Source organism: Peterkaempfera griseoplana (assembly GCF_001418575.1).
Classification (GTDB): domain Bacteria; phylum Actinomycetota; class Actinomycetes; order Streptomycetales; family Streptomycetaceae; genus Peterkaempfera; species Peterkaempfera griseoplana.
The window spans coordinates 1-11,044 of record NZ_LIQR01000273.1; the positions used below are offsets into that span (position 1 = coordinate 1).

The 11,044-nt window shown below is 70.7% G+C and carries 10 protein-coding genes and 2 pseudogenes; 3 read left to right on the forward strand and 9 right to left on the reverse strand.

Annotated elements, in window-relative coordinates; translation table 11 throughout:
• Positions 1-883, forward strand: a pseudogene (locus AOK09_RS20610) (hypothetical protein); the annotation flags it as partial.
• Between the two features lie 7 nt (positions 884-890).
• On the opposite strand, the gene AOK09_RS43710 reads toward AOK09_RS20610, so the two are convergent.
• From AOK09_RS43710 to AOK09_RS20635, 6 genes and pseudogenes are all read right to left on the reverse strand, one after another.
• On the reverse strand, positions 891-1,340 hold the full coding sequence (locus tag AOK09_RS43710) for a QcrA and Rieske domain-containing protein (protein WP_407675426.1): 450 nt from the start codon (positions 1,338-1,340) through the stop codon (positions 891-893).
• A gap of 69 nt (positions 1,341-1,409) precedes the next feature.
• A pseudogene (locus AOK09_RS43715) lies at positions 1,410-1,919 on the reverse strand (DoxX family protein); the annotation flags it as partial.
• A gap of 168 nt (positions 1,920-2,087) precedes the next feature.
• On the reverse strand, positions 2,088-2,666 hold the full coding sequence (locus tag AOK09_RS20620; RefSeq protein ID WP_055588698.1) for a Uma2 family endonuclease: 579 nt from the start codon (positions 2,664-2,666) through the stop codon (positions 2,088-2,090).
• 115 nt (positions 2,667-2,781) lie between these two features.
• Positions 2,782-4,374 (reverse strand): glutamine-hydrolyzing GMP synthase, encoded by a 1,593-nt coding sequence (guaA, locus tag AOK09_RS20625; RefSeq protein WP_055588699.1) that lies wholly within the window; start codon positions 4,372-4,374, stop codon positions 2,782-2,784.
• 131 nt (positions 4,375-4,505) lie between these two features.
• The gene (locus AOK09_RS20630) at positions 4,506-4,811 is read right to left on the reverse strand and encodes a chorismate mutase (RefSeq protein ID WP_055588700.1); all 306 of its coding nucleotides are present in this window, start codon (positions 4,809-4,811) and stop codon (positions 4,506-4,508) included.
• Between the two features lie 1,228 nt (positions 4,812-6,039).
• Entirely contained in the window at positions 6,040-6,507 is a 468-nt protein-coding gene (locus AOK09_RS20635; protein ID WP_055588701.1) for a DUF4231 domain-containing protein, read from the reverse strand.
• 135 nt (positions 6,508-6,642) lie between these two features.
• On the opposite strand from AOK09_RS20635, the gene AOK09_RS20640 reads away from it, so the two are divergent.
• Positions 6,643-7,329, forward strand: coding sequence for a DUF6445 family protein (locus AOK09_RS20640; protein ID WP_055588702.1), 687 nt, complete (start codon positions 6,643-6,645; stop codon positions 7,327-7,329).
• 7 nt (positions 7,330-7,336) lie between these two features.
• Here AOK09_RS20640 and AOK09_RS20645 read toward each other — a convergent pair whose 3' ends face one another.
• Together AOK09_RS20645 and AOK09_RS37990 are read right to left on the reverse strand one after the other, a co-directional pair.
• The gene (locus tag AOK09_RS20645) at positions 7,337-7,966 is read right to left on the reverse strand and encodes a TMEM175 family protein (protein ID WP_245687389.1); all 630 of its coding nucleotides are present in this window, start codon (positions 7,964-7,966) and stop codon (positions 7,337-7,339) included.
• Between the two features lie 627 nt (positions 7,967-8,593).
• The gene (locus tag AOK09_RS37990; protein ID WP_079063264.1) at positions 8,594-8,953 is read right to left on the reverse strand and encodes a hypothetical protein; all 360 of its coding nucleotides are present in this window, start codon (positions 8,951-8,953) and stop codon (positions 8,594-8,596) included.
• Between the two features lie 464 nt (positions 8,954-9,417).
• Here AOK09_RS37990 and AOK09_RS37995 point away from each other — a divergent pair, with 464 nt between their 5' ends.
• Positions 9,418-9,747, forward strand: coding sequence for a hypothetical protein (locus tag AOK09_RS37995; protein WP_079063265.1), 330 nt, complete (start codon positions 9,418-9,420; stop codon positions 9,745-9,747).
• Positions 9,748-9,874: 127 nt separating this feature from the next.
• Here AOK09_RS37995 and AOK09_RS20650 read toward each other — a convergent pair whose 3' ends face one another.
• Positions 9,875-10,489 carry an RICIN domain-containing protein gene (locus AOK09_RS20650; RefSeq protein ID WP_157875969.1) on the reverse strand — a complete coding sequence of 205 codons (615 nt, stop codon included), beginning with the start codon at positions 10,487-10,489 and terminating at the stop codon, positions 9,875-9,877.
• Between the last annotated feature and the right edge of the window lie 555 nt (positions 10,490-11,044).

Genomic DNA, 11,044 nt, shown 5'->3' on the forward strand with positions numbered 1-11,044 from the left:
CGAACTCGACGCCACCGACCCCGCGCGGGCCCTCGCGGACCTGGAGAAGGCGATCCGGGCCCACCCCGATGTGGCCCGCTACTGCCATCCCATCGCCCATGAGCTGGGCCACGCCGCGCTGGAGAAGTACCACGGCGCCTTCAACACGGCGGTGCGCTACCGCAACGACGTCTGCGGTTCGGGCTATCTGCACGGTGTGGTGGAGGAGAAACTCGCCGACAGCCCCTCCCCCGCCACGGATGTGACCACGCTCTGCGCCCCGCAGCAGACCGCGTCCTGCATCCACGGCATAGGCCACGGCGCGATGTTCGTCGCCGGGCTGAAGGTCGCCGGCGCCGAGCGGCTCTGCTCCCGGTTCACCGCCGCCTACGCCGTCACCGCGTGCTCGGAGGGCATCTTCATGCAGCTCTTCGAACCCGACGAGAGCGACCCCAGGGCGATGGCGAACCTGCCCGCCGGCCGGCTGGCCGCCGAACCTCTCTACCCCTGCCCGGAGCAGCCCGCCGCCTTCCGCGGGGCCTGCTACTACTACGCCCCGGCCTACTTCCTGCAGCGGCACGACTACGCCCACCACCCGGAGGCGTACGCCGCCGGGCTCGCCTGGTGTCGTCACGCACCGGTCTCGGACGGCGGCAGGGACGCCTGCACCATGGGCCTGGGCTCACGGATCATGAAGTACAACATCGACCGCGAGCAGTGGTCGGCCGACCAGTGCGAGCACGCCGCGGCGGACCAGCGGGCGCCCTGCGTCGCCGGGCTGGTGAGCTACTACCGCGTGCACTACCACGACCCGCAGGCCGCAGTCAGGCTGTGCGGCAAGCTGTCCGGGGCGGCCCGCAGTCACTGCCGGGCCGCCGCGAACGTCAGCGGCTCCGCCGACTGAGCCGTGCTCAGTCCTGGCGCCGGCCCAGCTGCAGACGGTCCCCGCTGCGGGTGATGCCGTACCTGGCGAGGCCGGTGGTGGCCGGTCCCGCCTCGCGCGCCCCGGTCGCCGCGTCGAAGACCGAGTTGTGGCAGGGGCAGACGAGTTTGCCGTCCCTGGGGGCGTTCACCACGCACTGGGCGTGCGGGCAGACCGCCGACAGGGCCGTGTACTGGCCCTGCTGGGGCTGCAGGACATAGACGGCGTCACCGGTCGCCGGGTCGGTGGTCTTCACCGCCCCGCCCACCTGGACGTCGGCCACGGCGACCGAAGGAGCGCTTCCGGCGCCGGCCGGGGGCTGCGCCGAGGTCCCGCCGGACGCCGCCGGCGGAGTGGTGACGGTGCCGGCGGCCGGGGTGCCGTTCTTCCGACCCAGGCGGGCGGCCAGTGAACCGGCGAGCAAGCCCGTCCCGGCCACCGCGACCGCCGCGACCCCGCCGTCGATCAGCGCCCGGCGGCGGACCGTCCCCGACGGGGTGCCCGCCGCCCGCTCCCGTGCGGAGCGGCGCGCCAGCACGGCGTCCACCGAGAGGCGGGGCGCACCGCCGAGCAGCAACGGCACCCAGGCCATCATGAACGGCAGGTCGTTGCCGAGGTAGTAGGGGTGCACCTGCCAGCTGACGGTCAGCCAGAGGGAGAGGTTGATCAGTACGCCGCCGAGGGCGGCCAGCCGGGTCCAGAACCCCAGCAGCGCGCCGAGGCCCACCGCGAGTTCACCGAACGCCATCGCCAGCGCGAAGGGGGTGGGGTTGTGCAGCGCCTGGTCCAGCAGCGGGCCGATCGGGCTTGCGCCCCTCACCGCCCGCGTCTGCGCCACGAACGACGCCGGGTCGGCGGCCCCGCCCAGATAGTGGGCGTCGGCCAGCTTGTCGATGCCGGCGTAGACGAAGGTCGCGCCCAGGAAGAGGCGCAGCGGCAGCATCGCGTGCCTCGCCGCCCCGGCCCTCCAGCCGGTCTGCCCGCCGTCGCCGAACGGCGACCGGTCCCTTCGCCGCATTCCCCGGGCCGCCACCGTGTCGACGTCCGCCATGTCCGCCATACCGCACCTCTCCCGTACTCAACCGACGATCCTGCCCGGACGTACACACGTTTGGCCACACGTAGTACGCAGTGGATCGCCGGTTGGTTCAATGCGGGAGAAGCCGATCTCGGACGGTGCGGTCGGTCAGAGGTGGTCGATCTCCGCCAGGTCGATGTCGATGCCGAAGGGGACGGTGGTCTTCAGCCGGTCGTGGTGGATACCGCAGGGGACATAGACGCCGGTGGCGGGCTCCAGCTCGAAGACATAGACCACCGGACGGCCGCGGTCGGCCTCCACCCGCCAGAAGTGCGGGATGCCGGCCTTCGCATACAGCTGGGGCTTGCGCTCCCGGTCGCGCTTCTCGGAGTCGGGCGAGACCACCTCCACCGCCAGCAGCACGTCCTCGGCGCGGTAGTGGGTCTGCTCGGGTCCGGTCTCGGCGGCTGCCGAGACCACCGCGACATCCGGCTCCGGGCACTGCCGGGGCTCCAGGACGACCGTCATCTCCCGCCGCACCCGGAGGTGGTCCGGAGCCGTCCTGCGCAGGCCACTCTCCAACAGGTACAGCGCCAACGTGTGGAAAGTCCTCTGCGGGCTCACGAAGACCAGGCTCCCGTCGATCAGCTCGGTGTGCGGCGGGAGGCCGGGCATGTGCAGCAGATCGTCCACGGTGAAACCGCCCTCCGGCGGGATCGGCCAGGCGGGTACGGGCTCGGCGGTCATGATTCCTCCCATGGACGGGATCGTGCACCGCTCACCAGCGTAGGCGGCCGGAAACGGCTGCGCCGCCACCCGAAGGAAGTCGGATGGCGGCGCACACCTTGACGCAAGGTGGGGATCACTCCCACTCGATGGTGCCCGGGGGCTTGCTGGTGACGTCCAGCACCACCCGGTTGACGTCGGCGACCTCGTTGGTGATGCGGGTGGAGATCTTCGCCAGCACCTCGTACGGGAGCCGCGACCAGTCGGCGGTCATGGCGTCCTCGGAGGAGACGGGACGCAGCACGATCGGGTGGCCGTAGGTGCGGCCGTCGCCCTGGACGCCGACCGAGCGGACGTCGGCGAGGAGGACCACCGGGCACTGCCAGATCTCGCGGTCGAGGCCGGCCTCGGTGAGCTCCTCGCGGGCGATGGCGTCGGCCTCCCGCAGCAGGTCCAGGCGCTCGCGGGTAACCTCGCCGACGATCCGGATGCCGAGGCCCGGGCCGGGGAAGGGCTGCCGCTGGACGATCTCCTCGGGCAGGCCCAGCTCCTGGCCGACCATCCGGACCTCGTCCTTGAAGAGCTTGCGCAGCGGCTCGACCAGCTTGAACTGGAGGTCCTCGGGCAGGCCGCCCACATTGTGGTGGGACTTGATGTTGGCCGTGCCGGTGCCGCCGCCGGACTCCACCACGTCCGGGTAGAGGGTGCCCTGCACCAGGAACTCCACCGGGTGGTCGTCGGGCGCCTCGGCGACGATCTCGGCCTGCGCCTGCTCGAAGACCCGGATGAACTCCCGGCCGATGATCTTGCGCTTCTGCTCGGGGTCGGAGACCCCGGCCAGCGCGGCGAGGAAGCGCTCGGAGGCGTCCACGACCTTCAGCTTCACGCCGGTCGCGGCCACGAAGTCCTTCTCGACCTGCTCGGTCTCGCCCTTGCGCATCAGGCCGTGGTCGACGTAGACGCAGGTCAGCTGGTCGCCGATGGCCTTCTGGACCAGGGCCGCGGCGACCGCGGAGTCCACGCCGCCGGAGAGCCCGCAGATCGCCCGCCGGTCACCGACCTGCTCGCGGATCAGGGTGATCTGCTCGTCCACGACGTTGGTGGTGGTCCACTCGGGCTTGATCCCGGCACCCCGGTAGAGGAAGTGCTCCAGGATCTGCTGGCCGTGCGTGGAGTGCAGCACCTCGGGGTGGTACTGGACGCCGTAGAGGCGCTTCTCGTCGTTCTCGAACGCGGCGACCGGCACCACGTCGGTGGAGGCGGTGACGGTGAAGCCCTCCGGCGCGGCCGAGCAGGCGTCGCCGTGCGACATCCACACCGACTGCTCGGTGGGGGTGCCCTCGAAGAGGGTGGAGCCGGGCTTGGAGACCGTCAGCGGGGTGCGGCCGTACTCACGGGCACCGGTGTTGTCCACCGTGCCGCCGAGGCTGATCGCCATCAGCTGGAAGCCGTAGCACATGCCGAAGACGGGGACGCCGGCCTCGAAGATCGACCGGTCGAGGCTGGGCGCACCCTCCGCGTACACCGACGAGGGGCCGCCGGAGAGGATGATCGCCTTGGGCCGCTTGGCGAGCATCTCGGCGACCGGCATGGTCGACGGCACGATCTCGCTGTAGACGCGGGCCTCACGGACCCGCCGTGCGATGAGCTGGGCGTACTGGGCGCCGAAGTCGACAACCAGAACCGTGTCGGTCGTCTGCTCGGTCTGTACGGGGGTCGCTGAAACCACGTGCGGCCTTCCGGCGGGTGCTGCGGGACCCTCCTGCCGGACGACGGGCTCGGAGGGTGGGGTCGGAACTCCAGTCTACCGGCCGCCGCCCCGCAGCCCGCCGGGCAGGCTGCGGGAGCGGGGGCGGGCGCTCAGGCCCGGCCGCGGGACAGTTCCAGCAGCAGCCTGGCGACCTCGGTGCCGGCGCGGCCCAGCTCGGTACGGAAGCGCTCCATGATCTCCAGCTCCCGGGCCAGCGCGAGACGCGGGCCACCGCTGGCGATCCTGGCCTGCTGCACCTCGGCGGAGGCCGCCATGCGCTGCTTGACCAGCTCGATGATGCGGCCGTCGAGGTCGTCGATCCGGGCCCGGGCACCGGCGATCACGGTCGCCGCCTCGGCAGGGTCGAGGGTCGCTGCGGCGGTGGGGCTGGTGGTACTGGTGGCGGTGCTGGTCATGAGGTCCTCGCTTCTGGTGGCGGGGCGCCCTCCCGCCGACCGGACCCGGGAACGACAGGCGCCCCGGGCCTTGTCGGCCCGGGGCGCCTTCGGAGTCTGCGTCAGTCGTTTCGCACGGCAGCAGCACCTCGGCAACCGGACCCGCCGGTGCCATAGGTAAACGAGACGTACTGGACTGCGAACGACATGTCTCCAGTATGACCCCGGGGCGCCTGGCCCGGCCAGCCGGTTTTCCACCTGGCCGGCCCCGCCCGCCCGGCATCGCGCCCCTTTCACCCGTTCGGCGCGGCCGCCGGGCGTGACCGGCCGCCGTCCGGGCTCGTTGTCCCCTGCGACCGTACGGGCATGCCCGCACCAGCCAGGGCGGACCGCCCGGCCCCTCGCACGGGGCCGTTCCGTACGGCCTGTAGGACCACGCGTGGATCTTCCAGTCCACCGGCGCGTTGAGGCGCGTGGCCCGCCCCGCTCCGGCCTGCGCCGGCAGAGGCCGGGCCCGCGCCGTGGGACACCGCGTCGGTGCTGTGACCGGACAGCAGGGGACAGCGGCCCGGTCACGACTGAAAAGGAAGGGCGGCCGGTCCCGGGGACGCCCGGGCCGGCCGCCCCGCCGACCGGTGTCGCCCGCGGCCGGGGCGCATACCGACCTCCCACCAGCGCACACTCCAAAAACGTGCGCCCCCTGTGCGCCCTTAGCGGAGCGTGACGATCGCCAGGCCGCGCCACCCCGAGGCCCCCGGTCGGCCCGCAGGCGCGGAACCGTCGCGGCGGAGTGTGCCGAACCGGTTGCACAGACCCCTCCTGGTCCAGCACGATGCTGGTGAGGGGGTTCACCGCAACCACAGTCGCGGTGACGGGACCGCCGGTTGACGCGACGCCGAGACCAGGCGATGAGAACGGTTATCAGATCACGCTCCGTGATCGCGAAAGCCGTCCCTCCGTCCCGTCACACCAAGCTCCAGCGCACCACCACAGACCAATCCCCAGGGCGGCGCTCCTCCCCCGGCGCCGCCTCCAGCACCCGGCGCTGCCCTGACGCCGAGTGCTGAACGACAAAGGGCCCCGCTCCCCCCGCGGGGCCCTTTGCCTTGCGGACCTCGGGCCCCTTGTCCCGGGGCCATGGGGCCCACCGGGCCCGGGCCCGCCCCGGCGGACCTTCCCCTGACGCCTTACCCCAGGACGGCAGCCGGCCGTCACTTCGGGCGCACCGGACCCCGTCCGCCGGTCCGGCCTACCGGGCGGACACCTCAGCAGCCCCCTCGCCCCGCCGGAACTCCGCCCAGGCCCGCACCTCCGCCAGGGCGATCTCCTCCATCCTCGCCAGCAGCGCCTCCCTCGCGGCGCCGTCGCGCTCGGCCTCCGGCAGCAGCCGGTAGCGGACCACCGCCTGCCGCAGCTCCATCCACGCCACCGCCGTCGACGTCCAGCGCTCCCCGGAACCGAACACCTGCCGCAGCCCGGTGAGCAGCAACGACGCCGCCGCGAGCAGCGACGTCGCCACCGCCGGCGCCGACAGCGCCCCGGCGACCACCGTCGCCGAGGTCGTCACCACCAGTCCGATCTCCACGACCCGGTACAGCCGGCGGCTGCGGTCCCGCGACCTCTCGTACCAGTCCAGCTCCGCCATCACATGGGCGAGCACCGGATCGGGGGCGTCCAGCCAGGACGCGGGATCGGGGCGACGGGGTCCGCGCTGCATCGCGCCAGTCTCCCGGCCACGGGCCCCGGCTGTCAGCCCCCGTCCTGTTAACGCCGCTCGCGCTACGCAGAGTTGACAGAACATTGACCAATCCACGGGAAAAGAGCGGCACCGCCCGGCGCTACCGTCGGCGGCATGCCCCTCTCCCAGCCCAGGCCGGGCCGCGCCGGCCTTCCGGTGCTCCCCTACCGCAAGCCCACGCGCGGCCGGGACTACTGGGTGCTGGACGACGTCCTGCCCCACGTGGACGCGGTCCGTACCCGCTGCCTGGCCAGGGACGACTGGACCGAGGGCTATCCGCACAAGCCGGAGACCTGGCCCGGACTGCGCACCATGCCCGGGCTCGAACCCGCCGAACTGGCCCATGTCGAGGCACTGGTCAGAAAAGCCACCGGGGTACCGCGGCTCTGGCAGGAGACCGCACCCGGCGGGGCCACCCTCAACCACAACTGCATCCAGGTCGTCGGCGAGGGCGAGAGCGAACCGCGGCCGCACACCGACTCCCGGGCCCTGTGCCGCTACGCCGCGGTGCTGTACCTCAACCCCGGCGTTCCCAAGGACTGCGGAACCGGCTTCTACCGGCAGAGCCTCCCCGGCGGCGTCCTCGGCGGCAACCTGGTGACGGCCCCTCACAACAACCTGGTGGACGCCCTCGGCACACGCTTCGTACCGGCCGACTCCTTCACCGAGGACCTCCGCATACCCCACCGCTACAACCGGCTGCTCCTCTACACCTCCAACCTGCTCCACAGCGCCACCGCGTACTGGGGCACCACACTGGAGGAGAAGCGCATGACCGCCGTCTTCTTCTGGATGGCCTGACCCGTCGTCATATCTGTCCGTCCGCCACCGGGGACGGCGTCGCCCCGAGCACCGGCTCGCGGACCGGAACCGGCAGTTGGTTGACGCCGTAGTAGACCGCCATCAGACCGTGCACGGCCAGCGTCAGCGGCGCCGAGACGAACGACAACCCGACCAGCACCGGATAGACCAGGTTCCCCAGCGCGAACCGCAGCCGCATCCGCCGCGCCGCCACCACGTCCACCCGCTCGTCGAAGAGGTGCCCCGTCCGGGTCAGCCACCACCACAACAGCCCGAACGTGATCGCATGCGCCACCATGAACCCGCTGTACACCGCCGCCGCCACATGCGACGCCCCGCCCTCCCGCAGATACTCCGCCAACAGCGCCGTCGGCCACGGCAACGCCGCCACCACCAAGAGCAGCAGCAGGTTCAGGAAGAGCAGCGTCCGGTCCACCCTGGCCACAAAACCGAAGACTGTGTGGTGATTCGCCCACATAATGCCAATGATCAAGAAGCTGACGACATAAGCCGCATACGACGGCCACTGCTTGCCCAGGGCGCTCCACAGGTGCTCCCCCGCACCGAGAGGCACCTTGATCTCCAGGATCAGCAGGGTGATCGCAATGGCGAACACCCCGTCGCTGAAGGCCTCCACACGCCCCGACTCGTTCACTGGCTCCCCCATCCGAAGTCGATCGAGCCGCATCGTGCCATGGGGGGGTTGCAGAGAATGCCATCTTCCAGTGATCGCGATCTCACCGAGACGTCCGCATGGCCGCTGCTCGGACAGCGGCCTCTTCACCCCGGCGACGGCCGGTCTCGCCGCGGCTCCGTATGAATGCGAGCCAACGACGCGGGGCCTCGCTGCGACACGTCCGTCGATGTGCACGCGATGATGTCCGCCGTGCCCGTTCCTGATGACCCTGTGATGATCTTCGATCGGGAAGGAGACCTGGATGTCTGGTCTGGTGACCGGGGTCCGGTGGGGACTACTCAGGACAAGGATCGCCTGCCACGCCTGCAGCCGCCCCGTGAGCTGCCTCTTACTCCCACCAGTTCGGCAATGCCTCGGGCGTCCCCGACGCCTGCTGTCGGGACTTGATGAGCGTATCCGGGATGGCTGGCTCCGAGGGCCGGGGTCGAACCGGCGACCTTCCGCTTTTCGGGCGAGAATGTCGTGCCAGGTGGCGCCTGAGCGGTGCCGGCTGCCACATGTCATGGCTCACCGTGACTCCCCGCTGCGTACCGCTGTGTTCCCTGACGTTGCCGTCACGGCTCCTGACTATCTGCGCTTGCGCATCTCAGCGACCCGCCGCTCCACGTCAGCCAGGAACCATTCAGGAAGCTCCCCGGTGGCGCGAAGTTGCTCACGCTCGGCGGCGGAGAGGGTGCCCGCTGCGTCGTCAACAGCAAACGCATACTCACGCATCTTGTCCGACGCAGACTCGCGTCGGAGGTCGCCGGCGATTCCGGCGGCGGTTCGTGCTGCGGACCCGCTTCGACGACCGATCCCGCCCGCTCCCAGCGCAGTCAGCCAACCAAACAGGCCTGCCTTGTGCGCTTTCCTGTTGAGCTGCTCGCGAGCGGCTATCCAGCACAGACGCTCAATAGTCACGTTCGACATCTGCTCGGGCTGAGTCATACACCCGCCTCTTTCGATTGGCGAGACGGAGCGTAGTGGCTCTACGTCCACGGGACCAGCAGCATCGGTACTCTCTCCCGAAGGGCCGGTGGACCTGCTTTGGGCGGTGTCCTGTCCGGGCCGGCCTTGACCCTGCCCGCAATGTGTCCGAATGGCCCCCTGGTCCTGGTCGACGCGGGTCCCAGCTCGGAGAGGTACCTGAAGCCGACGAACCGGCCGCCCCAGCCACCTGCCGGTCCGCCTCACTCTCCCGCCTTGCGGCGCGGAACGGGCCGCCGCCGGAGAGCGGGGCGAAAACAGGAGCACCGGCGAGCGGCGCCGCTGCGAGCACAGCGAGCACTGCTGGACCTGGCTCACTGGAACACCGAGACCACAGACAGGCGAGAGCGCGAAGCCCTGTGCCGAAATCGTCACCGTCCGTCGAAAGCACACGACGTTGCATGTTTTTCTGGGAGGCTCCGCGCATGCAGCGTTTCCCCGCGAACCCAGACAGTCTGAACAACCCCGTGAGGCTTCTCGACGAGCAAGGGACCCGCTGGGTGCTCCACCGCAAGCGTGTGGATCTGCGTGTTGTCCGGCGGCTCATCAAGGATGGCAATACGCCTGCGATACGGGGCGATATGGGTGGCATCGCTCCCCGACTCACGACGGAAGCCGAACGCCCTGCGCTCTGGGACCGAGTCAAGGACGAGTACATGGGCCCTCGCGGAGCCTGGCCGGTCGGCCGTTATCTGGCTCACGAGTTCCGCGCCGAGCCCGGGCGACGCATGCTCTATGTCGAGGACCACTGCTGAGACGTCCCGCATCGGCCGGCCGAATTGCCGGTGACCGACGCGCCAGGCCGGTGCAGGGGCCCAGCCACGACGGGGCTACCCCCGCCGGCAGCAGTCGCCGCCGGCGGGGGCACTCTGACCTCGGGGGTCAGCTGCTGAAGGTCCACTGCTGGTTGGACCAGCCGTTGCACGCCCAGAGCTGGACCCGCGTCCCGTCGCTGGGGATGGTGTTGCGGTCGGCGTCCATGCACTGGCCGTACAGGGCGTTGCGCAGGTGCTGGCCGTCCCACCGCCACTGCTGGTTCTGCCAGCCGTTGCACGCCCAGAGCTGGACCCGGGTCCCGTCGTTGGGCATGGTGTTGCGGTCGCCGTCCAGGCACTGGCCGCCGAGGCCGTTCTTGATCGTGTACCACCCGGTCGGCGCCCCCGCGACCGGGTACCAGTACCACCGCTGCTGCGACTGGCCGTTGCAGTCCCACAGCTGGACCTTGGCCCCGTTGCCGGGGATGGTGTTGGTGTCGCCGTCCAGGCACTGACCGCCGAGCCCGTTGGTCACGATGCCGACATAGACGGCGTCACGGGCCACCTTGGCTGCGGCCCCCTTGGCGCTCTCGGTCGGCGGCTTGGGCTTGGGCGCCGCCTGCGTCGCCGTCGGGGCGGCGGTCCCGACAGCGGTCGCGTGGGCGCTGACGCCGGGTACCAGCGCCAGTCCCAGCGCGCCGGTCGCGGCGATCAGGGCCGACCTCTTCGAAGTCCTTCGCATGGTGTCCTCCACTGCTCTCGCTGGACGCCGGCGCTCATGGAGACCCCGCGGCCGGGCGGCCGGATCCACGTCTCCGGCGCTTTCGCACCGAATGAATTTCGCGGAATGTCCGACGGCTTTTCCTCGGCGTGTGGGATTCCGGCTCCGGCTGAGGTGAGATGAAGAGGGGCAGGGTGGTCAAGGAATGACGCGCGAGTCACTCAGGGTGCTTTTTATCGCGTCCGCCTCGACGGATCACCCGCTGCACTCAGGCTTCAAGCCTCAGGCATTGGCGACACTAGCAGCAGCTTCAGGGCAGGGCAATCCGAGGCATTTCTCCCAGTATTCAACAACTTATCAAACCCTTATCCGCCGCTTATCCGGCACCCGCCGGACGGCCGTCCGGGAATGCCCGGCGGAACTCGCGGCGCATCCGGCACATGCTCCCGGTCGGCGCGCCTCCACCACGGCGGGTGCCAGGCCCGGGCGGCCCTCCGGCGGGCGGCGCCGAGGGCTGGTAGACGGGGGCCGGTCGCCGGGGGCTGGATCAGGAGTCCCCTGGCTCTTATACACATC